Consider the following 23,177-nt stretch of genomic DNA (forward strand, 5'->3'; position numbering starts at 1 on the left):
GGGGGCTGGCCGGACCACCAGGGTCGTCAGGTCGTACTCGCCGCGGTCTCCGCTTCCGCTTCCGCTTCCGCTTCCGCCGTGGCGGGGCCGCCCAGAGTCGTCTCGGCCGCCGCGTACAGGTCGGCCGGGCGCACCCCGCTCAGCGCGGTGACCAGGTGGCCGTCGGGGCGCACCAGGAGCACGGTGTGTGCCGCCGCGCCGGGATAGCTCTCGGCGACCAGCAGCTCGGCGCGGTGCGGCAGCGCGGTCACGGCGGCCGCGAGCCGGGGCATGATTCCGGCCGTCACCCAGTGCTTGCGCGCCCACACGCCCGTACCCGGAGCGATCAGCACGACGAGCAGCACCCCGCGACCGAGCCGCTCCCGCAGCTGCACGAACGAGCCGTCCTCCGCGGTCACGCGTACGTCGACGACCGGCGCACCGGGTGCCGTGTCCACCGGGGTCTCCGACTCGGTGTGCGCGGGCGCGAGCGGCGAGTCGGCGTACACCCCCGGCGCACCCAGCGGGCCGCGTCCCAGGTGGCCGTCCGTGAGCAGCGCGTCGTGGCCACGGGCCGACCCGGGGACGTACGAGCGCAGGCCTCCGCCGCTGCGCAGCAGTGGCAGCGCCTGGTCGGCGGCGCGCAGTCGGGCGGCGACGACAGCCCGCCGCTCCGCCTGGTAGCTGTCGAGCAGTGCCTCGAGCGGGCCGTGGTGCCAGGCGAGCGCCAGCTTCCAGGCGAGGTTGTCGGCGTCCCGCAGGCCCTCGTCCAGGCCCTGGGTGCCGAGCACGCCGAGCAGGTGCGCGGCGTCCCCGGCGAGGAAGACCCGGCCGGCCCGCCAGCGGCGGGCGAGACGGTGGTGGACGGTGTGGACTCCGGTGTCGAGCAGCTCGTACGGGGGTGTGGAGCCCGCGTTCCAGCCCGCGAGGGTCTCGCGGATGCGCGCCACCAGCAGATCGGGCGTGACCAGGTCCTTGCCGGGCGGCAGCAGCCAGTCCAGCCGCCACACGTCGTCGGCGAGGGGGCGCGCGGTCACCTCTCCGCTGGAGGGGCCCGACGTCCGCCACGGCGGCATCCGGTGCAGCAACGCCTGGCCGGGCCAGGGAAGTTCCGTACGCAGCGCCGCCACGGCGTATCGTTCGACGGCTGTACGTCCGGGGAAGCGGATGTCCTGGAGCTTGCGCACGGTCGAGCGCGGTCCGTCGCAGCCGACCAGGTAACTGCCGCGCCACCATGTGCCGTTGGGACCGCGGGTGTGCGCCGTGACGCCCGAGGACTCCTGCTCGATCGAGTCGAGGCGGCTGCCCACGGCGACCTTGATCAGCCGCTCGTGGATGATGGCCTCGCGCAGGGCGCCGGTCAGCGCGTGCTGGGCGAGGTGCAGCGGGGCGGGCACGTCGGCGCCCTCGGAGTCCTGCGCGTCCGTGGTCGGTCCGAGCCCGGCGCTTTTCAGGCTCTGCGCGCTCCCCTTCGGGTCCCGAGCGCTCCCCCTGGAGCGCTGAGCGCTACTCCCCGAGCCGTGCGTGCCGCCCCCAAAGGCTTGCGCGCCGCCTACTGCGCCGTGCGCGCCGCTCCCCGCGCCGAGCGCCGCGCCTCCGGAGCCGTGCGCATCGGCTTCGAAGTCCGGCAAGTCCATGGCGGACGCCCGGGCAGCGAAGTCGATCTCGCGCATCACCTGCTTGCGCCGCATCGACCGCCATCCGGCCCAATGGAAACCGGCATCGGTGAGAGGCAGGCCCGTCAGGCGCTCGACGAGCGCGGCCGTGTCCTCGCGCAGCACCACCGTCCGCGCGAGCCGTTGTTCGTCCTTGCCCGGCCCCTCGTCGAGGACCACGGAGGGGACCTCCTGGCGGGCCAGCGCAAGGGCCAGCGTGAGGCCCACGGGCCCCGCGCCGACGATGATCACCGGGTCCACGGCGCGCGGCCCCCTGCCCGGAGCGGTGTCCTGAGGAACGGTCGGGAACAGGCAGTTGGAACGGGGTGCACGATCACAGAACGTATGCAACCCATTGCCGGTGCTTGCGTCAAGTGACGGGGGCAGTGGCGATCACGCCACTGCCCCCGTTGACACCGACGAAGGGTGAGGATCCGTCAGATGGAGATGCCGACGCCCGTGCCGGTCGACTCCGTGCCCCCGACCGCGGCCGGCGCCAGCACCACGCCCGTCGACTTCTTGCCGCGCCGCAGCCGTCCCTCGAGCCAGCTCGCGAAGCTCGTGAGGCTGAAGTTGAGCGCGATGTAGATCAGGGCCACGACGGTGAAGCTGGCGATGGTGTTCGCGCCGTAGTACGCGCTCATCGGGCTGACGGAGGCGAGCAGCTCGGGGAAGGTGAGGACCGCGCCGCCGAGCGCGGTGTCCTTCACGATCACGACGAGCTGGCTGACGATCGCCGGCAGCATCGCGGTGACCGCCTGCGGCAGCAGGATGAACCGCATGACCTGGTTCTTGCGCAGACCGACGGCCATGGCCGCCTCGGACTGCCCCTTGGGCAGCGACAGGATGCCCGCGCGGACGATCTCCGCGAGGACCGAGGAGTTGTAGAGCACCAGTCCCGTGATGACGGCGTAGAGCGGACGGTCGTCCGAGCTGGTGTTCGTGTACGCGGAGTACGCGGCGTCGGCGAAGATCATGAGGACCAGCACCGGGATGGCGCGGAAGAACTCCACGATCGCGGCCGCCGGGATGCGTATCCAGGCGTGGTCGGAGAGCCGGGCTATGCCGAAGAAGGCGCCGAGCGGCAGGGCGATGACCATGGCGAGGGCCGCGGCCTTCAGGGTGTTCTGCAGCCCCGGCCAGAGGTACGTGCTCCAGGCCTCGCTGTGGACGAAGGGCTTCCACTTCTCCCAGGCGAGCTGGTCCTTGTCGTTGAGGCTGGTGATCACCCACCACAACAGGGCCGCGAAGGCGACCAGGAACAGCGCCGAGTAGAGGATGTTGCGCCGCTTGGCGCGGGGGCCCTGGGTGTCGTACAGGACGGACGTCATCGCTTCACCGCCACCTTCTTGCCCACCCAGCCGAGGAGGAGGCCGGTCGGCAGCGTCAGACACATGAACCCGAAGGCGAAGACGGCCGAGATCGCGATGAGTTGGGCCTCGTTCTCGATCATGGACTTCATCAGGGTGGCCGCTTCGGCGACACCGATCGCGGCCGCCACCGTGGTGTTCTTCGTCAGGGCGATCAGCACGTTCGTCAGCGGACCGACGACCGAACGGAACGCCTGGGGAAGCACGACCAGGGTCAGGACCTGGGTGAAGTTCAGACCGATGGCGCGGGCCGCCTCCGCCTGACCGACGGGCACGGTGTTGATGCCGGAGCGCAGCGCCTCGCAGACGAAGGCCGAGGTGTAGGCGATCAGACCGAGCACGGCCAGCCGGAAGTTGACCGTGTCGACCTGGTCCGAGCCGAGACTCACCCGCAGGGTCTGGTCGAGGCCCAGCGAGGTGAACAGGATGATCACGGTCAGCGGGATGTTCCGCACTATGTTCACGTAGGCGGTGCCGAAACCGCGCATGAGAGGCACCGGACCGACCCGCATGCCGGCCAGCATGGTTCCCCATATCAGGGAGCCGACGGCTGAGAGGACGGTGAGCTTCACCGTCATCCAGAACGCTCCCAGCAGGTCGTAACCTTGAAGAAAGTCGAACACGATTTCCCGCGCTTCCGCGTGTGGTGATGCCCGGGTGCGCCGCCCCCGAGGGCGGCGCACCGGCGGGCCCGACATCAGCTGACGATGTTGCCGATCTTCGGAGCGGGCTCGTTCTTGTACTGCGCCGGACCGAAGTTCTTGTCCACGGCCTTCTGCCAGGAACCGTCGGACACCATCGCCTCGAGAGCCGTGTTGATCTTGGCCTTGAGGTCGCTGCCCTTCTTGACGCCGATGCCGTAGTTCTCGTTGGTCATCTTGAGGCCGCCGAGCTTGAACTTGCCCTTGAAGGCGGCCTGCGAGGCGTAGCCGGCGAGGATCGAGTCGTCCGTCGTCAGGGCGTCGATCGCCTTGCTCTGCAGACCCGTCAGGCAGGCCGAGTACGTCGGGTACTGCTGGAGCTGGGCCTTGGGCGCCAGCTTGTCGTGCACGTTCTGCGCCGAGGTCGAACCGGTCACGGAACAAAGCTTCTTGCTGTTGAGGTCCGACGGCGACTTGATGGCGGTGTCGTCGGACCGGATCAGCACGTCCTGGTGGGCGAGCAGGTAGGGACCGGCGAAGTCGACCTTCTTCTCGCGCTCCGGGGTGATCGAGTAGGAGGCGGCGATGAAGTCGACGTCACCGCGCGAGAGCGCGTTCTCGCGGTCGGCGCTCTTCGTCTCCTTCCACTGGATCTGGTCGGCCTTGTAGCCGAGCTTCCCGGCGACGTACGTGGCGACGTCGACGTCGAAGCCCGAGTAACCCTGCGGCGTCTTCTGGCCGATGCCCGGCTGGTCGAACTTGATACCGATGGTGATCTTCTTGCCGCCGCCGGAGGAGTCGCTGTCCTTCTTGTCGTCCGAACCGCACGCCGTGGCGGTCACGGCGAGTGCGAGCACGACGGCCGAGGCGGCCGTGACCTTGCGGAGCTTCATGGTGAACATCCTTTGGGTGGGGAGGAGATGCAGGTCTTCAGGCATGGGCTTCAGGTGTGGGCTTCAGTGATGAACGCAAGCGATGAACGTCAGCGAGGTCAGCGATGAACGTCAGCGATGAACGTCGGTTCAGGAACGAACCTCAGTGATGAAGAAGCGCAGGCCGTCAGTGGTGAAGGATCTTCGACAGGAAGTCCTTGGCTCGGTCGCTGCGGGGATTGCTGAAGAACTGGTCGGGCACCGCCTCTTCGACGATGCGACCGTCAGCCATGAAGACCACCCGGTTGGCAGCCGAACGAGCGAAGCCCATCTCATGAGTGACGACGATCATCGTCATGCCGTCGCTCGCGAGCTGCTGCATGACCTCCAGGACCTCGTTGATCATCTCGGGGTCGAGCGCCGAGGTCGGCTCGTCGAAGAGCATGACCTTGGGGTCCATCGCCAGCGCCCGCGCGATCGCGACCCGCTGCTGCTGACCGCCCGACAACTGCGCGGGGTACTTGTCCGCCTGGGTGCCCACGCCCACCCGGTCGAGCAGTCCGCGGGCCTTCTCCTCGGCCGCCTTCTTGTCGGCCTTGCGGACCTTGATCTGACCCAGCATCACGTTCTCGAGCACCGTCTTGTGCGCGAAGAGGTTGAAGGACTGGAAGACCATGCCCACGTCGGCCCGCAGCCGGGCCAGTGCCTTGCCCTCGTCGGGCAGCGGCTTGCCGTCGATGGTGATGTCGCCCGAATCGATCGTCTCCAGGCGGTTGATGGTGCGGCACAGGGTGGACTTCCCGGACCCGGAGGGCCCGATGACCACGACGACCTCGCCACGCGCGATCGTCAGGTCGATGTCCTGGAGCACGTGCAACGCGCCGAAGTGCTTGTTGACGCTCTTCAGGACGACCAGGTCCTCGGTCGCGGCCACGGCATCCTTGGCCACCGATACTTCGGTCATCGCTCTGGGGCTCCGTCCTCCTCGGTTTCGGTGGACAGTAGTGACCCCGTGCGACCAGCGTCATTACATCTGAGGGGAACTTGAGCATCACGATCCGGTAGCAATCGGACACGTGTCGTAGTAGCTGTTGCGCGGCCGCGTCCCGGCCGCGTACCGGCTGGGTAACGGAAGCCCTCCGCGACCCGAACCCTCTTGACGCGGTCCTGATCCATCGGCGTGACTTCCTTGGTGCACACGCGTGTGCGCCGCGATCCAACAGGATCGGACCGTACGACCGATGAACCGGAGGGGGCCGGAATGAGACTGCTGCTCGTCGAGGACGACAACCACGTCGCGGCGGCCCTGTCCGCGGTGCTGGCGCGACACGGCTTCGACGTCACGCACGCCCGCAGCGGCGAGGAGGCCCTGCAGGCACTGGTTCCGGAGAGCGACGGCTTCGGTGTGGTCCTGCTCGACCTGGGCCTGCCCGACCAGGACGGCTACGAGGTCTGCGGCAAGATCCGCAAACGCACCAGCACTCCGGTGATCATGGTCACCGCCCGCTCCGATGTACGGTCCCGGATCCACGGCCTCAACCTCGGAGCCGACGACTACGTGGTGAAGCCCTACGACACCGGGGAACTGCTCGCCCGTATCCACGCCGTCAGCCGGCGCAGCGTCCCCGACGACGCCGCCGGCTCCGGGGACACCGCGCTGCGGCTCGGGCCGGTCCGCATCGAACTGCCCACACGCCAGGTCAGCGTCGACGGTTCGGTGGTCCAACTGACCCGCAAGGAGTTCGACCTGCTCGCGCTGCTCGCCCAGCGGCCCGGGGTGGTCTTCCGCCGGGAGCAGATCATCAGCGAGGTGTGGCGCACCAGCTGGGAGGGGACCGGGCGCACCCTGGAGGTGCATGTCGCGTCCCTGCGTTCCAAGCTGCGCATGCCGGCGCTGATCGAGACCGTGCGCGGCGTGGGGTACCGGCTCGTCGCTCCCACGGCGTAGCGTGCACCGGTGCGCACCCGCCTCCTTCCGCTGCTCATCGTCCTGATGGCAGCCGTGCTGCTCGCGCTCGGCATCCCGCTCGCCGTGAGTGTCGCGGCCGCCGAGCAACAGCGTGTGGTCGTCGACCGCATCGACGACACGGCACGCTTCGCCGCCCTCGCTCAGTTCGTCACCGAGCAGCCGGCCGGCGGCTCCCGAGTGGGCACGACGGACGAGCGCGGGGAGACCCTGCGCAAGGAACTCGTCGCGTACTACGAGGTGTACGGCATCCGTGTCGGCGTCTTCTACCGCGACCTCGCGCCAATGGCCAACGCGCCCGAGAACTGGTACATGGTCGCGAAGGGCGAGGGGCGCGAGGCCTTCAACGAGGCGCTCCTGGGCCGCCGCAGCCACGACCCGGAGCAGGTCTGGCCGTGGCAGCGCGACCGGCTCGTCGTCGCGTCCCCGGTCATCCGGGACGGTGACGTCATCGCGGTCGTGGTCACCGACTCGCCCACCGGACAGATGCGTTCGAAGATCCTGCACGGCTGGGTGATCATCGGCGCGGGCGAGGTCGCCGCGATGCTCCTCGCCCTCGGCGCGGCGCTGCGGCTGACCGGCTGGGTGCTCAAGCCCGTACGCGTCCTCGACGCCACCACCCACGACATCGCGACCGGGCGGCTGAAGTCGCGGGTCGCGGTCGCGGGCGGGCCGCCGGAACTCAGGCGCCTGGCCCGGTCGTTCAACGAGATGGCGGACAACGTCGAAGACGTCCTGGAGCAGCAGCGCGCCTTCGTCGCCGACGCCTCGCACCAGTTGCGCAACCCGCTCTCGGCGCTGCTGCTGCGCATCGAACTGCTCGCGCTCGAACTGCCGGAGGACAATGAGGAGATCGCGTCGGTCCGCACCGAGGGCAAGCGCCTCGCCGAGGTCCTGGACGACCTGCTCGACCTGGCGCTCGCCGAGCACGCCGAGGCGGACCTGCGGCTGACCGACATCGGTGAGCTGGCGGCCGAGCGCGTCGCGTCCTGGTCACCACTGGCCGACAGCAGGGGAGTACGCCTGACGGGCACCTGCCCGGCCACCACCGCCTGGGCCGACCCGGTCACCCTGTCCAGCGCTCTGGACGCGGTGATCGACAACGCGCTGAAGTTCACGCCCGAGGGCGAGGACGTCGAGGTGGCGGTCGCGTCGAACGGCGAGGTCTCGACGGTGGTCGTCACCGACCGCGGTCCGGGCCTCAGCGACGAGGAACTGGCCCGCATCGGCGACCGCTTCTGGCGCAGCGCGGGGCACCAGAACATCAAGGGCTCGGGCCTCGGCCTGTCCATCTCGCGGGTGCTGCTCTCGGCGGGCGGCGGCTCCATCGCGTACGCCCGTCACGAGCCGCACGGCCTCAAGGTGACGGTGACGGTGCCGAGGTCGCGGCCCGAGTCGTGAGCGGGGCGGCCATGGCCGGGAGTTGCGGCCGGGGGGTTGCCGCAGGGGTGCGGCCGGGAGGCGGCCCGCGTTACGGCTTGACCGAGCGGTAGTAGCGCCGAGCGCCCTCGTGCAGGGGCAGCGGGTCCGTGTAGATGGCCGTGCGCAGGTCCACCAGCTGGGCCGCGTGCACCTGACGGCCGATGCCGTCGCGACTGTTGATCACCGTACGAGTGAGCTCCTCGGTGAGCCGGGCGTCCGAGTCCTCCCGGGTGATCAGGAAATTCGCCACCGCCAGCGTCTGCACGGACGAGCCCTGCTGGGCCTCGGGGTAGGCGTCGGCGGGCATCACTGCGGACCGGTAGTAGCGGGCCGCGCCGCCCTGTTCGTGCAGCTTCGCGACGAGGTCGCCGGCGATCGGCACCAGCCTGACGGCGAAGCGCTTCGAGAGCTGCTGCACCGCGCTCGTCGGCAGGCCGCCCGACCAGAAGAAGGCGTCGATCTTGTGGTGTACGAGCAGGTCCGGCATGGTGCCGATGCCGTCCGGAAACGGCTTGATGTCCTTCGCGGAGTCGAGCCCGGCCGCCTGTAGAACATGCTCCGCTATCAGCCGTACCCCGGAACCGTCCGGCCCCACGGCGACCCTCTTGCCCCGCAGGTCCGCCACCGACTGCACGGACGAGGAGCGCGGGACGACCAGGTGCACATAGTCGTCGTACAGCCGGGCGCAGCCGCGGAGTTGGCCTGATCCCGGCTTGTTCTCCAGGATGTACGTCTCCACCGCGTCGGCCGCCGCGATGGTGAAGTCGGCCTGGCCCGTGGCCACCCGGCGGACGTTCTCCTGCGAGCCGTCGCTGTTCTTCAGCCGGACGTCCAGGCGCGGCATATCCTTGGCGAGCGCGGTCTGCAGGAGCGTGCCGTACTTCTGGTACACCCCGGTCGGGGTACCCGTGCTGAACGTGATCCTGCCGCCCGGCGACTCCTCGCCCAGCGGCAGCAACCACCACAACAGCAGCCCGAACACCACGAGCGCGGCGGCCGAGCCGAACAGCGCGCGGCGCCGGTCGATACGGGGGAGTGGCAGGAACATGCGCGCGATCCTGCCAGCCGGGGGGCCGTCCTGACCAGGGCGGGGCCGAGAGGGGCCGGTGACCAGGGCGGGGCCGAGAGGGGCCGGTGACCAGGGCGGGGCCGAGAGGGGCCGGAAGGAAGGCGGAAGGGAGGCGGGAGAGGCGCGGCAGCGGGTCGGCGGGGGCGGGGAATCGGGCTCGGAATGGTCAGCGGGGCCCGGAGTCGGGCTGGGTATGGTCGGCGGATGCAGACCTCGTCCGACTCCCCAGTCACTTCTTCCGCGTCTCCCGATCTCTCCCCCGTGTCTCCATCCCCCGCTTCCCTGGTCCGTGAGTTCCATCTCGCCTTCGGACTCGACGCGCGCAGCACGCCGACGGAGGTGTCCCCGGCGCTCGCCGCCCATCGTGGTGAACTGCTCGCCGAGGAAGCCGCCGAAGTCGCCGAGGTCTCGGTCTCGGGCCCGCTGGACCGGCTGGCGCACGAGCTGGCCGACGTCGTGTACGTGGCGTACGGCACCGCGCTCGTCCACGGCATCGACCTCGACGCGGTGATCGCCGAGGTCCACCGCTCCAACCTGACGAAGCTGGGCCCCGACGGCCGCGTCGCCCGCCGGGCCGACGGCAAGGTCCTCAAGGGGGAGCACTACCGGGCGCCGGACGTGTCGGAGGTGCTGCGGGGGCAGGGGTGGAGGGGCGCGGACGCGTAGGCCCCTCTGCTCGGTCGGCCTGGCTCAGTCCCCGACGGCGGTCTGCTGCCGTGCCTCACCCTCAGCCTCGGGCTGTTCCGGTTCCCTCCCCTCGGGCTGTCCCGCGGGACCCCGGCGCTCGGGGAGACCGAACCGGGCCGTGAGCCGTTCGGCCAGCGGCTGGGTGTAGCGGGCGGTGAGCGGGCCGAGTACGACCAGGATCAGCACGTACGCCGTGGCCAACGGGCCGAGTGAGGGTTCGATGCCGGCCGTGACCGCCAGCCCGGCGATGACGATGGAGAACTCGCCTCGCGCGACCAGCGCGCCGCCCGCTCGCCACCGGCCACCCACGGAGATACCGGCCCGGCGCGCCGCCCAGTACCCGGTGGCGATCTTCGTCAGAGCCGTGACGAAGGCCAGCGCGAGCGCGGGCAACAACACCGGCGGAATGCTCGCCGGGTCGGTGTGCAGCCCGAAGAAGACGAAGAAGATCGCCGCGAAGAGATCCCGCAACGGGCTGAGCAGCGTGTGCGCGCCCTCCGCGACCTCCCCGGACAGGGCGATGCCGACCAGGAACGCCCCGACGGCGGCGGAGACCTGGAGCTGCTGTGCGATGCCCGCGACGAGGATCGTCAGGCCCAGCACGACGAGCAGCAGCTTCTCGGGGTCGTCGCTGGAGACGAAGCGGGAGATGACACGGCCGTAGCGGACGGCCACGAACAGGACGAGTCCGGCGGCTCCCAGGGCGATCGCGAGCGTCACACTGCCCGCGGCCAGCCCGACCCCGGCCACCAGCGCGGTGACGATGGGCAGGTAGACCGCCATCGCCAGGTCCTCCAGGACGAGGATGCTGAGGATCACCGGTGTCTCCCGGTTGCCCACCCGCCCCAGGTCGCCCAGCACCTTGGCGATGACACCGGACGAGGAGATCCAGGTGACGCCCGCCAGGACCACGGCGGCCACCGGCCCCCAGCCGAGCAGCAGCGCGGCGGCCGCGCCGGGCAGGGCGTTGAGGGTGCAGTCGACCAGGCCCGAGGGGTAGTGGGCCTTGAGGTTGGAGACCAGATCGCTGGCCGTGTACTCCAGGCCGAGCATCAGCAGGAGCAGGATGACGCCGATCTCGGCGCCGGTGGCGACGAACTCCTCGCTCGCGCCGAGCGGGAGCAGCCCGCCCTCGCCGAAGGCGAGACCGGCCAGCAGATACAGCGGGATGGGGGAGAACCGCAGCCGGGCGGCGGCCCGCCCCAGCAGCCCGAGACACAGGATGATGGCGCCGAACTCGATCAGCAGAACAGCAGAGTGCACGCGCTCACTCCCGTCCGAGTATCGCCGCGGCGCCGTCGACGCCCTCGCGGGTGCCGACGACGATCAGGGTGTCCCCGCCCGCCAGCCGGAAGTCCGGGGTCGGCGAGGGGATGGCCTCGGCGCGGCGCAGCACCGCCACCACCGACGCGCCGGTCTCGGTCCGCATCCGGGTCTCGCCCAGCACCCGGCCGTTCCAGTGGGAGGTCGCGGCGATCTCGATGCGCTCGGCGATCAGCCCGAGGTCGGTGGTGTAGAGCAGGCTCGGGCTGTGGTGGGAGGGCTTCAGCGCGTCGATCAGCGAGGCGGCCTCGCCGCTCGTCAGCCGCAGTGACTGGGCGCAGGAGTCGGGGTCGTCGGCGCGGTACACGCTCACGGTGCGGGCGCCGTCGCGGTGCGCCACCACCGACAGGTGGCGCTGTTCGCGCGTCATGAGGTCGTACTGGACCCCGATGCCCGGCAGTGGCGTCGCCCGAAGGCGTGGCGTGAACATGATCTCCCCTTGTCCATCGAGTCGGTTGGCTCATCGCGGCGTGTCGCTCGACGCGTCGTGCCGTTCGTCGAGTCGTTCGTCGAGTCGCGGTCTTGCGTTCCCGTGCAAAACGGTCATGCTGCCATCCCCCGTACGGTGGCGACATGGGTGCTGGCACGGATGGACACGACCGCTCGACGGGCGCGAAGCTGACCGGGACAGCGGCGTCGCCGCAGCTCGGAAGGGCCGGAGGGACAGGAAGGGACGGACAGAGGAACGTGTCGCTGTTCCGGCGGATCTTCCTGCTCAATGCCGCGGGCCTGACCGTGGCCACCGCGCTGCTGCTGGGCCCGGTCACCGTGTCGACGCCGATACTGCCGGGCGAGGTGCTGGTCGTCGTCGCGGGACTCGCGGCGCTGCTCGTCGTCAACGCGCTCGTGCTGCGGATAGGACTGGCCCCGCTGCAACGGCTCGGCCGGGCCATGGCCACCGCCGACCTGCTGCATCCCGGGGCCCGGGCGCCCGTCACAGGCCCCGCGGAGGTCGCCGGGCTGATCACCACGTACAACACCATGCTCGACCGGCTGGAGACGGAGCGCGCCACCAGCTCGGCCCGCGCGCTCTCCGCGCAGGAGGGCGAGCGCCGGCGTATCTCCCAGGAGCTCCACGACGAGGTGGGCCAGACCCTGACCGCCGTGCTGCTGCAGCTCAAGCGGGTCGCCGACCAGGTGCCCGGGGAGCTGCGGGAGGAGGTGCGGCAGGCGCAGGAGGCGACCCGCGGCAGCCTGGACGAGATCCGGCGTATCGCCCGCCGGCTGCGCCCCGGTGTCCTGGAGGAACTCGGTCTGCACAGCGCGCTGCGGTCGCTGGCGGCCGAGTTCACCACGCACGGCCTGTCCGTACGCCACGACCTCGACGGAGATCTGCCGCCGCTGACCGAGGAGACGGAACTCGTGGTCTACCGGGTGGCTCAGGAAGGGCTCACCAACACGGCCCGGCACGCGGGCGCCGATCGCGCCGAACTGCGGTTGCGGCGGGTCGTCGGCGTGGACGGCGGCGACGGTGGCGACGGCGTCGAGCTCCTCGTCCGGGACAACGGCAAGGGCCCTGGCCGGCTGCGGGAAGGGGCGGGGATCAGCGGTATGCGGGAGCGGGCCCTGCTGATCGGCGCCACGCTCTCGGTCGGGGCCGGGCCGGGGGCGGGGACCGACGTACGGCTGCGCATCTCGACGACGACAGACGCAACGACGACCGGTGCATCGACGACAGGCGCATCGACGACAGGCGCATCGACGACCGGTGCATCGACGACAGGCGCATCGAAGACCGGTGCATCGACGACAGGCGCATCGAAGACCGGTGCCCCGCCGCAGCTCCGCGCCGCGACCGCTTTCGAGGGAGACCGATGACGTCCGTGCCGCCCATGCCGTCCGGGCCCGACGGGCAGCCCGGCGGGGGCCGGCCCACCCGGGTTCTGCTCGCCGACGACCACACGCTCGTGCGCCGTGGCGTACGGCTCATCCTGGACGGCGAACCGGACCTGAGCGTCGTGGCCGAGGCCGGGGACGGCGCCGAAGCGGTCGCGCGGGCCCGCGACACGGACGTGGACCTCGCCGTCCTCGACATCGCGATGCCCCGGATGACCGGGCTCCAGGCGGCCCGCGAACTCTCCCGCCGCCTTCCCGACCTGCGCATCCTCATCCTGACGATGTACGACAACGAGCAGTACTTCTTCGAGGCGCTCAAGGCGGGGGCCTGCGGCTACGTACTGAAGTCGGTCGCCGACCGCGACCTGGTCGAGGCGTGCAGGGCGGCGATGCGCGACGAGCCGTTCATCTATCCCGGCGCCGAGACCGCGCTCGTACGCACCTATCTGGAGCGGATGCGGCGCGGCGAGGCACTGCCCGTGCGGACCGTCACCGACCGCGAGGAGGAGGTGCTCAAGCTGGTCGCCGAGGGCCATACGACGAAGGAGATCGCCGAACTGCTCTACATCAGCGCCAAGACCGTGGAGAGCCACCGGGCGAACCTGCTGCAGAAGCTCGGCCTGCGCGACCGCCTCGAACTCACCCGGTACGCGATCCGGGCCGGGCTCATCGAACCGTGACCGGGCCGGGCTCATCGAAGCGTGGCCTGGGCCGGACTCATCGAGCCGTCGTCCCGCCCGGACAGGGAAAGGGCCGACCCGTGCACGGGTCGGCCCTCTCTTGGCGGTGCCGCCGGATCACTTCACCGTCACGACGACGGTGGGCGAGACGATCTTGTCCGCCATGACCCGAAGCTGCTCCTTGCCCTTGTTGTTGAACTTGGTGACCAGGGAGTAGCTGCTGCCGTTCTTGAGCACGGTGCTGGACTTCAGAGGAGTCCACTTACCGTTGTGCATGTGCAGCAGCACCACCTTGGTGCCGACCTTCACTCCCTTGGCGCGTCCGGTGAACGTCACCGACTGGCCGGGCTTCACCTGGACCTTGCTCACCCTGGCAGTGATCGAACCGTTGGCCATGGGCGAGCCGGACTTGGTCGGCTTCGCGGTGCTGGTCCCGGTCGGCTTCGCGCTGCCGGTCATGATCGGCTTCGGACGCGGTGAGGCCGCGCTCGGGGACGCGGCGAAGGCGCCCGCCGTCCCGGCCGACAGCAGAGCGACGGAGAGCGCGCCGGCGCCGATCGCCTTGGCACAGCGGCTGCGGAGTGTGGAATTCACGTGTGACTCCTGACGTGACGGGTCCCCCCACAAACGGACCACGCCCATATGGGCGAAATGTTCGCTTTTGAGGTTATCCACGTCAGGGCCGAGCCTGCGACCGGACGAGTGTTCCATCCTTGTGCGAAAAGCATCAAAAAAACCCTCACTATCGGACAAAAACCCTGGTCGGCGGGATTTGCGGAGGGTTACCAACTTCTTACCCAGCGTCCATCGCGTCGTCGTGGTCCGCGGAGGTCAGGAGGTCTGGGAGCGAGGGCGCATGTCCGCGCCGTACACCGTGCGGTAGTCCGGGACGACGATCCGGCTGGCCGGGGACTCCCGGTGCACCTGGGCGAGGAAGCCGTCCAGGTCCATCGACGGGTCGCGGCGCGGTGGCTCGCTCAGGGGCTCCTCGAAGTTGTCCCAGTGGACGGGCACGACGACGTCGGGGTTGCCCAGGGCGCGCAGCAGCCGGGGCACGTAGTGGTGGGTGGCGGTGCTGGAGGGCACGGCGACCATGGCGAGATCGGGGCGGAGTCCCTGGACCGCCCGTTCGGAGAAGTCGCTGGCCCCCATGAGGAACGCCGAGGGCCCACCGCTGCCGACCGCCACCTGGAAGGCGAGCGTGTCGCCCTCCGGCAGCTCCGCGATGGTCCTCGGAGGCGCCGCGGGCGGGGTGTCGAGCGTGCCGGGGGCGAAGTAGGCGTACTTCTTGTTGCGGCTGTGCAGGCCGGCCGCGACCTCGACGATGATGCCGCCGAAGTCCAGCACCTCGCCCCCCTTCACCACGGAGATCTGACCCGGGTCGACACCGAACGCGACCAGCAGGTGGAAGGTGGTCTCCGTGCCGACGACGCGGGCGCCGGTGGACTTGGCGATGTACGGCACGTCGGCGAGGTGGTCCCAGTGGGAGTGGCTGACCAGGACGAGTTCGGGGGCTCCGATGTGTTCCCGAACCACCTCGGGGTCGGTGCTCAGCTCCGTGTCCGCGCGGAAGGCGCCGTCGAACAGGCCGGTCTTGAACCGGGTGAGGTACGGGTCGAAGAGCACGGTCCGGCCGTCGACGTCGATGCGCCAGCCGGAGGTGCCCAGCCAACGTAAGGACGGCGACGCCGCGGCCGACGCCGATATTGACGTCGTTGCGGTGGCAGTGGCAGTGGTGGCGCCGGCAGTGGTGGCGGCGGGAAGGAGTGGGCCGGCCGCGCCGATCGCGGCACCTCGCAGCAGGCTGCGTCGGCCGAGCATCGGGTCTCTCTGTGTGTCTGCGGAGTCGCTCATGGCGTCAGCAGATCAGGGATCGACCTCCCGCGTCCAAGATCGAGACGGTGTCCTCGTGATACGTGAGGGCATATGAGACCTGGTCAGACGCCCTCGCTCCGCAGGAAGTCGACGGCGATTGCGGCCGCGACGCCGATCGCGGCGTCCACCGTCGGCCGGGTGGCGGTCAGCTCATGGGTACGGGCGAAGACGGACACCGCGTAGCACCCGCCGTCGGGATACCGGACGACTCCCGCCTCCATGTGCAGCCCCGGCAGGGTCCCGGTCTTGGCCGCGATCGTCACGTCGTCCGGGAACCCCGACACCAGTCGGTGCCGAAATGCCTGACGACTCATCAAGTCGCGTACGTGGGAGCAGGCTTCCGGAGCACCCGCTTCGTCGCGCCAGATCAGACGCAGCAGTTCGCTGGTCTCGCGGGGCGTACTCGCGTTGGTGCGCAGGGGATCCAGTACGGCCAGCCGTCTCTTGCGGTCGTCCGGCAGGGCGGGGTACCGGACGGCGAACTCCCGCTCGTCGCCCGCCCCGACCTCCGAGAGCATCGAATCGAGCACGTCACGCGGGCCACCCACGATCCTCGTCCGGTCGAGCCCGAGCTCCTTGGCGAGCAGCCGTACGGTGTCCAGCCCGACCCGGTCCAGCAGCAGATCCGCAGCCGCGTTGTCACTGACCGACATCGCGAAGAAGGCCAGATCGCGCAGCGACAGCTCGACGTCGTCCGCGCAGCCCGCCGTGCCCCAGCCGCCGAGCCGGTCGGCCGCCGTCACCCGTACCCGCTCCCGGGGGTCGAGCTGTCCGGCCGCCGCCTGCCGGGCGAACTCCAGGACCAGCAGCACTTTGAAGATCGAGGCGATCACGACGGGCTCGTCCGCGCCGACGGCCACCTCGCGCGCCTCACTCGGTGACCACTTGCGCGCCTCACCCGGTGACCACTCGCGCGCCTCACCCGGTGACCAGGTGCCGACGGGGACCGCGTGCAGGAGACCCTCGGCGCCCGCTCTCGCGAAAACCTCGCGGATCCGCTCCTCGACCACTCGTTCGCCCGCCCCCTCGCGTAAGGTCCCTCACCGTGGATGTCTTGCGCCACCTGCGTCTTTTCGTCACCGTAGCCGAGGAGCTGCACTTCAGCCGGGCCGCCGACCGGCTGGGCATGGCCCAGCCGCCGCTCAGCCAGGCCGTACGGAGGCTGGAGAAGGAGCTCGGTGCCGAGCTGTTCGACCGGGCGCACCGCCGGATCCGGCTGACCGCCGCCGGGACGGTGCTCCTGGACGAGGCCCGTGAACTCCTCGCCCGTGAGGAGCGGTTGCGGGTACTGGCCCGGCGTGCCGGGGACGGCGCCCTGGGGACCCTGCGCGCGGGGGTGCCGCCCGACACCACGGCCGCCGTGCTGTCCGCGCTGCTCGCCGCCTGCGCGGAACGCTCTCCGGGGCTGTCCGTCGACCTGCGGGAGGTCACCACGGAGGAGCAGGTACGGCTGCTGGCCTCCGGCGGACTCGACGTCGGGCTCGTCCATCAGCCCGTGGACGCCACCGAACTGCGGCTCGGTCCCGAGGTCCCGATGGATCTCGGAGTCGTCCTGCCCCGCACCTCACCGCTGGCCGGGCTGTCCGAAGTGGCGCTCGGCGAACTGGCCGGCCACGATCTCGTGCTCTTTCCGCGGACCCACGCCCCCGGTTGGTACGACCGGATTCTCGACGTCTGCCGCGGCGCGGGCTTCGTGCCCGGCCGGCTGCGGCACGCGTCGAACTCCGAGTTCCTGCTGGCCCTGGTGACGGCGGGGCACGGAATCGCCTTCGACCAGGGGCCGGTGGCCCGCAAGGAGCCCCGCGTCGCCTGGCGCCCCCTGGCGGGCCGTCCCCTCACCCAGCGGCTGAGCGGCGCGTGGCCCGCCGGCCGCGCCGTCCACCCGGCCGCGCGCCCCTTCGCGGAACTCGCGGCCGACGTACTGACCCGCGACCGCACCGCGACCCCGAGCCGAGACGACCGGGCGCACCCCACGGCACCGGGGAGTGCGGACGGGGCCCGCCCGGTGGACGGACCGGCCCGCCCGTGGTCGGTCGTGTACGGCGAGGGCTTCGGCCAGTAGGCGTGGGTCGAGCGGTGGGTGTGGGTCGAGGGGTGGGTGTGGGGCGCCCGCTGGGCGTGGGTCGATGTCACGCCCGTGATCACGCACGCCCGGTCGCCGGTTCGCCGCGGATGACCTCCCAAGGGGTCGACCGCGGCGAACCGGCGCCTCATCAGCCGTCGATGCGGTGCTGGGTCCAGAACGAGGTCAGGTCCGTGGTCGTGGCGGCCTGGGCGGCCGCCTTGAACTCGGCCGTGGTCGAGACGCCGTACCAGTGCGAAGTGGCGTAGTCCTTCAGCAACTTCGCCATGGCGGTGTCACCGAGGACGCGCCGCAGATCGTGCAGGGCGCACTTGCCGTAGCCGTAGACGACGGTGGAGTAACGGGACGAGTGGGCGTCCCAGTAGGCCATCGAGTTGGTGATCTTCTCCGCCGTCGAGGCCCAGGAGACGCTGTTCCAACAGTTCGTGCCGGTACTGCCCAGCGCCAGGTCGGTGGCGTAGTCGGTGAACGCCTCGTCCAGCCACGGGCTGTTGTACTCGTCGTCGCCGACGATCCCGTAGAACCACTGGTGGCCGATCTCATGGGTGAGCGCCGTGGTGGAGACCAGGTCGAGGACGAACCCCGGGTACTCCATGCCGCCGAACCAGAAGTTGTTGTCGATCACGGCGTCCAACTCGCCGTACGGGTAGGCGCCGAAGCGGCCCGCGTGGGCGTCCACCGCGGTCTTCGCCGTGGTGAGCATGGATTGTGCGCTGGACGAACTGATCCCCGAGACCGAGTAGATGTTGATCGGGGTGCCCGCCGTCGACGTACCCGAGATCTTGGTGAACGGGCCCGCCGCCCACGCGAAGTCACGGACCTTGGAGGCGGTGGCCGTGGTGACCGTGCGTCCGCTGGAGCCGGGGGTGTCCACCGAGGCGCCCGTGGCCGGGACCAGCAGGGTGGTCGGGTGGTCGAGGGTCACCTTGAAGTCGGCGGCCAGGGAGTAGAACGACTCGCCGTTGTTGGTGTACGGGTCCAGGTGCCAGCCCGATCCGTCCTTGACGGCGAGAACCGGCAGCGCGTTGCCGATCATGCTGAACGCGCCGTCGTAGCCGAAGCGGTCGGCGCCGCTGGGGACGGTGATCCCCAGGTCGAAGCCGATCGTGGTCGACTGGCCCTGCGCCAGCGGGGTCGGGAGCGCGATCTGCAGGGCGGTGCAGCCGACCGACAGGGCGCCCGCGGTGCCCCCGGTGACGTTGCTGACCGCGATCGGCATCGCGGAGCAGGTGCCGTGGTAGTTGTCCCACAGCCTCAGGTACACCTCGCTGAGCGCGGTCGAGGACGCGTTGGTGAAGGTCGCGCTCTCGTGGCCGGTCCAGACCGTGCCGCTCGTGTTGCTGCTCAGGCTGACGGTGTACGAGGGGGCGGCCGGCGTGCGTGTGGAGTCCGCCGGCGGGGTCGTGCCGCCGGAGGTGTTGAGGGCGATGTCGTCGAGGACGAAGCTCGTCTGGAGGCTGGAGTCCTCGGTCCCGGTGAAGGCGAGGCTCACGGTCTGGCCCGCGAACGCCGACACGTCGAACGACTTCTGTACGTAGCCGGTGGCCTTGTTGAGGTTCGAGTACGTCGCCAGTGTCGTACTGCCGATCTTCGCCGTCAGCTTGTCGTACGCGGTCGACGAGGTCGTCTCGGTGGTGTCGATGTGCAGCCAGAAGGTGAGCGTGGCGCTGCTGCACCCGGACGGGATCGTGACGCTCTGCGAGAGGGTGTCGGTGTGCGTACTGCCGACACCGTTCAGCCAGGCGAAGCTGGTGCCGCCGTGGGCGCTCTGACCGGAACGGCTGGTGATCACGGTCGACGACGACTGGGTCCAGGGCGAAGTCCCGCTCTCGAAACCACCGTTGGTGACCACCTGGGCCGGAGTGCAGTCGGCGGCCAGTGGTGCCGTGGGCGGCGCGGCTGCCGCCGGGGTGACGGGGAGCAGGGCGGCGGCCAACGCGGCGATGCCCAGTGCGCTCGCGGCGAGGGCCTTGTGGGGGGTCGGTCTCACACGAAACTCCTTTGAGGCGGCCGGGATTCCGGCCTGCTCGGTGGCCGCCCTGACGGCCTGGGTGCGCCGGGGGCAGCCGGGGGCTGCACGCATCGCTTGCGCGAGCGCTGGGGTGAGATTTCCGTTGCGTCTCCCTGTGGTCAGGGCGACGGCTGCGGGAAGCCTGGCAGATTTGACCGGGGCATGCCATCAGTGACGGGTAAAAGTGTTCGCTGACCTGAAGTGTTCGGGCTCCGCCCGCGGCCGTGGTCGGTACGAGTCGGTCGAACTCGGTGATCAGTGCCGGGTGCCGGGTGCTGAGTGATCAGTGATCAGTGATCCGGGAGCGCGACGTGCGGGCCGAGTTGCCGCGTGCATGCGTCCCGGGCCGGGGCGGACAGCAGGTCGCCCGCTCCGGCGAACAGCCGGTACAGGGCCGGGCCGTACCGCTCGGCCAGTTCCGCGTTGTGGGCCAGTACGTCGAGCTCGTTGGCGGCGGTGATCTCCAAGAACGCTCGCACGTCGTCGTCCGAGGGGATGTGCTCGCGGCCGGTGAAGCGATCACGGAAGACCACGGGCCGATCGCGTCCGATCCGGGGAAGGACGGCGCCGCGGTCGCAACTCGCGTACAGGTACACCAGCGCCTCGGCCCGGTCGCCGATCAGCTCCGCCAGGGTCGCCCGCTCGGTGACCGGCAGCAGGTACGGGTCGAAGCCGTCGGTCCCGTACGCGGCATGGCACAGCCCCGCCGCCTGGACCGCGGGGTCGCCGCCCCAGGCGGCCAGGAGCCGCCGGACACGGCCGAGGTGCTCCAGCAGCGTGCCGCCCGGATGCGGCATCTCGGCGGTTCCCCGCGCACGCAGGAAGGCTTCGGCACGCGACCACCGGGACGCGTCACCGTCGCCGGTCTCTTCGGGAACTTGGCGTACTTCGGGTACTTCGGTCACTTCAGCCCCTCTCGGGATGGGGATTCAACGTCTCGGCAGGCCACTGAGAGACTCCCACCGTGGAGACGAGTGCGGGGGCGGAGCGGACAAGGCCGGGGCGGGCGCTGCCCGGGAACGGGCCGGACCTAGGGGTGGGTCGAGGGCCGGGTCGAGGGCCGGCCCGTTCCATGGAATGGGCGCTGGAATGGGCGCTGCGCTCCGCGGAGCAGGCGGATGTCGAGGTGATCGCCGAGCTGCGGGCGACGGTGATGCGCCCGGACCTGGAGCGGTTGGGACGGTTCGACGAGCGCCGGGTCCGCCGGCGGCTGCGGGAGTCCTTCTCCCCGGGGCACACATCGGTCGTCATCGCCGACGGCGACTTCGCGGGCTGCGTCACGCTGAGGCCGGCCGAGGACGGGCTGTGGCTGGAGCACTTCTATCTCGTCCCGGACTTCCAGGGCCGGGGGCTCGGTTCGGCGGTCCTGCGCACCCTGCTGGACCGCACCGACGCCGACGGCCTGCCCGTCCGCCTGAATGTCCTGCAGGGCAGCGCCGCCCGGCGACTGTACGAGCGCCACGGGTTCACCGTGGAGGTTCAGGACCCGATCGACGTCTTCATGGTGCGACGACCGGGTCCGGGCGTCCTCGCCCCGTGAGGGGAGAGGCCAGGAGGGGAGAGGCTCATTCGGGGAGAGGCCCGTGCGGGATGAAGAGGTCTGTTCCTAGGCCGCGTTGCGCCAGACCTTCACGTCCAAGGTGGCGGACGTCGTCCCGGACGAACCCCGATACGTCACGAGCCCCACGTGCCCCGTCCCGCTGACCACGCACATCTGCTGGCCGACGGTGAGGTCCTTGACCCAGATGTAGCTCTTGTAGCCGGTCGCCGCCTTGCACGCGTCCAGGCTTCCCTGCCGTCCCACGGGCAGCAGGGCGAGGGAGCTGCCGGAGTCGGTGCCGGGGGCGAGGACCGCCCCCGAGGAGTAGACGGCGTACGTCAGATCCTCGTCGGAGGTCCCGGTGTCCGCCTTGGACCGCACCGGAGTGTCCGCGAGATACAGGTCGTGGCTCGCGGTCATCCGGATCCCGGAGTAGGTCACCGCGACGGGGGCCGTCGGGGCCGCGGGCTTGCTGGACGCGGCGGTGGGGGGAGCCGAGGTGGCGGCTCGCGTGGGCGTCGGGGGCCCCGAAGGGCTGGGCGGCAGAGCGGACTTGGCCGTCTTGGGCTTCTTCGAGGCGTGGGGGGACGGGGAGCCGGACGGCGACGGCGACGCCTCGGCGGGCGTGGCCGACCGCGACGCGGCCACGTCCTGTGCCCGGCTGTCGTTCTTGTCGCCGTCCCCCGGGACGAGCAGCAGCGCGGCGGCCGCCCCACCGGCGACGAGTACGACCGCGGCTGCCGCCAATACCCAGCCCCGGGCCTTGCGGCTCCTGCCGCCCGTGCCCACCGAGGAGGTCTGTGCGGCGTCCGGCTCCTGCGGCCGCGACCAGGGATGCGGAGCGTACGGACCCGGCGCGGCCCCCGAGCCCATCACGAAGGGTCCGGGCAGCGAGGCATGGGACGGCGAGGTGGGGGAGTAGGCCATCGGAGGCCCGAAGGTGCCGGGACCGGCAGGACCGGCGGGACCGGCGGGACCGGCAGGACCGGCGTGCCCAAAGGCGCCGGACCCACCGGGCCCGAAAGCCCCCGACGCACCGGAAGCCCCGTAAGCCCCGGAAGCGTGAGCGTCCGGAACAGCCTCCGCCCGGGCCCGATCGGCACCTTCGGCCCGAGCCGCGATACCCGCCGCCAGTTCGCCCGACAGCCACGCCCCGGACGCGGACCGCGCTACGGCACCGAGATCCGCCTGGATCGTCTGGACGGAGCGTATGACCTCCTCGACGGAAGGCCGCTCGGCGGCGAGCTTGCGCAGACACCGTGCCGCCAGCTCCCGTATCCCCACCGGCACGCGGCTGAGATCGGGCTCCTCGTGCACCACCCGGTAGAGCACCGCGTGCGGATCCCCGTCCCCGAAGGCGGCGTGGCCCGTCGCCGCGAACACCGCGGTCTGTCCCAGCGCGAACACGTCGGCCGACGGCATGGCATCCCCGCCGAGCACCTGCTCCGGCGCCATGTAGGCGACGGTTCCGAGGGCCGTGCCGCTCATCGTCACCGACGTGGCGTCCGCGGCCCGCGCGACACCGAAGTCGATGACCCGCGGGCCGTCGGCGGCGAGCAGGACGTTCGACGGCTTGAGGTCCCGGTGCACGATGCCCTCGCGGTGCACCGCCTGCAGGGCCTCCGCGACACCGGCGATCAGCCGCAGCACGGTGTCGACGGGCAGCGGCCCGTGATCGCGTACCGCGTCGGCGAGGGAAGGCCCCGGCACGTAGGCGGTCGCGCACCACGGCATCGATCCCCCGGTGTCGCTGTCGACGACCGGAGCCGTGTAGAGCCCGTGCACCCGGCTCGCGGCGGCCACCTCGGCCTGGAACCGCTTCCGGAACTCGGCGTTCTCGGCCAGCTCCGGCCGGATCACCTTGACCGCGACGGCCCGCCCGCCCGGCGTGTGCGAGAGATAGACCCGCCCCATGCCTCCGGACCCGAGCCGTGCCACCAGTCGGTAGCCACCGACGACCCGAGGATCGCCGTCCTCCAGAGGCTGGAAACTCTCCGCATCGGCCCCACCGTCGCTCAACACGCCCCACTCCACCCCGAGATCCGTTCTGTGGTGCCCCATTGCATCACGGGCCCCCTCGGCCCGGTGGCGACGGCTGCCGACCTCGTGGTCGGGCCCGGCCCGCTCCTCGAAACCCTCGGGCAGGGGCTCTCCCGGAACCGCCTACC

The 23,177-nt window shown here is 70.8% G+C and carries 21 protein-coding genes; 7 read left to right on the forward strand and 14 right to left on the reverse strand.

Going from position 1 to position 23,177, the window contains the following annotated elements:
- Positions 1 to 26: 26 nt before the first annotated feature.
- The 5 genes from AQJ27_RS29305 to AQJ27_RS29325 all read right to left on the reverse strand — a co-directional run bounded on the left by AQJ27_RS29305 (position 27) and on the right by AQJ27_RS29325 (position 5,481).
- Complete coding sequence (locus AQJ27_RS29305) at positions 27 to 1,895, reverse strand: FAD-dependent monooxygenase (RefSeq protein WP_067375171.1); 1,869 nt, start codon at positions 1,893 to 1,895, stop codon at positions 27 to 29.
- A 176-nt stretch (positions 1,896 to 2,071) separates the two neighbouring features.
- Positions 2,072 to 2,965, reverse strand: coding sequence for an amino acid ABC transporter permease (locus AQJ27_RS29310; RefSeq protein WP_067375173.1), 894 nt, complete (start codon positions 2,963 to 2,965; stop codon positions 2,072 to 2,074).
- The gene (locus tag AQJ27_RS29315) at positions 2,962 to 3,627 is read right to left on the reverse strand and encodes an amino acid ABC transporter permease (protein WP_067375175.1); all 666 of its coding nucleotides are present in this window, start codon (positions 3,625 to 3,627) and stop codon (positions 2,962 to 2,964) included. Before AQJ27_RS29315 ends, AQJ27_RS29310 begins: the two co-directional genes overlap by 4 nt.
- A 74-nt stretch (positions 3,628 to 3,701) precedes the next feature.
- The gene (locus AQJ27_RS29320; RefSeq protein ID WP_067375177.1) at positions 3,702 to 4,538 is read right to left on the reverse strand and encodes a glutamate ABC transporter substrate-binding protein; all 837 of its coding nucleotides are present in this window, start codon (positions 4,536 to 4,538) and stop codon (positions 3,702 to 3,704) included.
- Positions 4,539 to 4,704: 166 nt separating this feature from the next.
- A complete protein-coding gene (locus AQJ27_RS29325) occupies positions 4,705 to 5,481 on the reverse strand; it encodes an amino acid ABC transporter ATP-binding protein (RefSeq protein WP_054229851.1) in 777 nt (258 codons plus the stop codon).
- A gap of 297 nt (positions 5,482 to 5,778) precedes the next feature.
- Here AQJ27_RS29325 and AQJ27_RS29330 point away from each other — a divergent pair, with 297 nt between their 5' ends.
- Both AQJ27_RS29330 and AQJ27_RS29335 read left to right on the forward strand, forming a co-directional pair.
- Positions 5,779 to 6,465 (forward strand): response regulator transcription factor, encoded by a 687-nt coding sequence (locus AQJ27_RS29330; RefSeq protein WP_067375179.1) that lies wholly within the window; start codon positions 5,779 to 5,781, stop codon positions 6,463 to 6,465.
- A gap of 9 nt (positions 6,466 to 6,474) precedes the next feature.
- Positions 6,475 to 7,884 carry a sensor histidine kinase gene (locus AQJ27_RS29335; RefSeq protein ID WP_067375181.1) on the forward strand — a complete coding sequence of 470 codons (1,410 nt, stop codon included), beginning with the start codon at positions 6,475 to 6,477 and terminating at the stop codon, positions 7,882 to 7,884.
- A gap of 70 nt (positions 7,885 to 7,954) precedes the next feature.
- On the opposite strand, the gene AQJ27_RS29340 is transcribed toward AQJ27_RS29335, so the two are convergent.
- Complete coding sequence (locus tag AQJ27_RS29340) at positions 7,955 to 8,953, reverse strand: TAXI family TRAP transporter solute-binding subunit (protein WP_067375183.1); 999 nt, start codon at positions 8,951 to 8,953, stop codon at positions 7,955 to 7,957.
- 282 nt (positions 8,954 to 9,235) lie between these two features.
- Between AQJ27_RS29340 and AQJ27_RS29345 the strand changes: the two genes are divergently transcribed.
- Positions 9,236 to 9,640 carry a pyrophosphohydrolase domain-containing protein gene (locus tag AQJ27_RS29345; protein ID WP_067375186.1) on the forward strand — a complete coding sequence of 135 codons (405 nt, stop codon included), beginning with the start codon at positions 9,236 to 9,238 and terminating at the stop codon, positions 9,638 to 9,640.
- 24 nt (positions 9,641 to 9,664) lie between these two features.
- On the opposite strand, the gene AQJ27_RS29350 is transcribed toward AQJ27_RS29345, so the two are convergent.
- Positions 9,665 to 10,924: a cation:proton antiporter gene (locus tag AQJ27_RS29350; RefSeq protein WP_067375188.1), complete on the reverse strand. Its 1,260-nt coding sequence runs from the start codon at positions 10,922 to 10,924 to the stop codon at positions 9,665 to 9,667.
- Positions 10,925 to 10,928: 4 nt separating this feature from the next.
- The gene (locus tag AQJ27_RS29355) at positions 10,929 to 11,414 is read right to left on the reverse strand and encodes a cation:proton antiporter regulatory subunit (protein WP_067375190.1); all 486 of its coding nucleotides are present in this window, start codon (positions 11,412 to 11,414) and stop codon (positions 10,929 to 10,931) included.
- A 143-nt stretch (positions 11,415 to 11,557) separates the two neighbouring features.
- Here AQJ27_RS29355 and AQJ27_RS29360 point away from each other — a divergent pair, with 143 nt between their 5' ends.
- Positions 11,558 to 12,802 carry a sensor histidine kinase gene (locus AQJ27_RS29360; protein ID WP_079065343.1) on the forward strand — a complete coding sequence of 415 codons (1,245 nt, stop codon included), beginning with the start codon at positions 11,558 to 11,560 and terminating at the stop codon, positions 12,800 to 12,802.
- Positions 12,799 to 13,500, forward strand: coding sequence for a response regulator (locus AQJ27_RS29365; protein WP_425275235.1), 702 nt, complete (start codon positions 12,799 to 12,801; stop codon positions 13,498 to 13,500). Before AQJ27_RS29360 ends, AQJ27_RS29365 begins: the two co-directional genes overlap by 4 nt.
- Positions 13,501 to 13,617: 117 nt before the next feature.
- Here the strand turns inward: AQJ27_RS29365 and AQJ27_RS29370 are convergent, their stop codons facing one another.
- The 3 genes from AQJ27_RS29370 to AQJ27_RS29380 all read right to left on the reverse strand — a co-directional run bounded on the left by AQJ27_RS29370 (position 13,618) and on the right by AQJ27_RS29380 (position 16,385).
- Entirely contained in the window at positions 13,618 to 14,094 is a 477-nt protein-coding gene (locus AQJ27_RS29370; RefSeq protein ID WP_096240084.1) for a hypothetical protein, read from the reverse strand.
- Between the two features lie 237 nt (positions 14,095 to 14,331).
- Positions 14,332 to 15,354, reverse strand: a complete 1,023-nt coding sequence (locus tag AQJ27_RS29375) for an MBL fold metallo-hydrolase (protein WP_067375194.1) — start codon at positions 15,352 to 15,354, stop codon at positions 14,332 to 14,334.
- 83 nt (positions 15,355 to 15,437) lie between these two features.
- A complete protein-coding gene (locus AQJ27_RS29380) occupies positions 15,438 to 16,385 on the reverse strand; it encodes a serine hydrolase (protein ID WP_067375196.1) in 948 nt (315 codons plus the stop codon).
- Positions 16,386 to 16,429: 44 nt separating this feature from the next.
- Between AQJ27_RS29380 and AQJ27_RS29385 the strand changes: the two genes are divergently transcribed.
- Positions 16,430 to 17,437 (forward strand): LysR family transcriptional regulator, encoded by a 1,008-nt coding sequence (locus AQJ27_RS29385; protein WP_067375198.1) that lies wholly within the window; start codon positions 16,430 to 16,432, stop codon positions 17,435 to 17,437.
- Between the two features lie 151 nt (positions 17,438 to 17,588).
- Here the strand turns inward: AQJ27_RS29385 and AQJ27_RS29390 are convergent, their stop codons facing one another.
- Positions 17,589 to 19,448: a M1 family metallopeptidase gene (locus AQJ27_RS29390; RefSeq protein ID WP_067375200.1), complete on the reverse strand. Its 1,860-nt coding sequence runs from the start codon at positions 19,446 to 19,448 to the stop codon at positions 17,589 to 17,591.
- 311 nt (positions 19,449 to 19,759) lie between these two features.
- A complete protein-coding gene (locus AQJ27_RS29395) occupies positions 19,760 to 20,374 on the reverse strand; it encodes a DUF6817 domain-containing protein (protein ID WP_079065344.1) in 615 nt (204 codons plus the stop codon).
- Between the two features lie 167 nt (positions 20,375 to 20,541).
- Between AQJ27_RS29395 and AQJ27_RS29400 the strand changes: the two genes are divergently transcribed.
- Complete coding sequence (locus tag AQJ27_RS29400; protein ID WP_067375202.1) at positions 20,542 to 21,009, forward strand: GNAT family N-acetyltransferase; 468 nt, start codon at positions 20,542 to 20,544, stop codon at positions 21,007 to 21,009.
- Between the two features lie 66 nt (positions 21,010 to 21,075).
- Here AQJ27_RS29400 and AQJ27_RS29405 read toward each other — a convergent pair whose 3' ends face one another.
- Positions 21,076 to 23,031 carry a serine/threonine-protein kinase gene (locus AQJ27_RS29405; protein WP_067375530.1) on the reverse strand — a complete coding sequence of 652 codons (1,956 nt, stop codon included), beginning with the start codon at positions 23,029 to 23,031 and terminating at the stop codon, positions 21,076 to 21,078.
- Positions 23,032 to 23,177 lie beyond the last annotated feature (146 nt).

This window comes from Streptomyces olivochromogenes, assembly GCF_001514115.1.
Taxonomy (GTDB): Bacteria; Actinomycetota; Actinomycetes; order Streptomycetales; family Streptomycetaceae; genus Streptomyces; species Streptomyces olivochromogenes.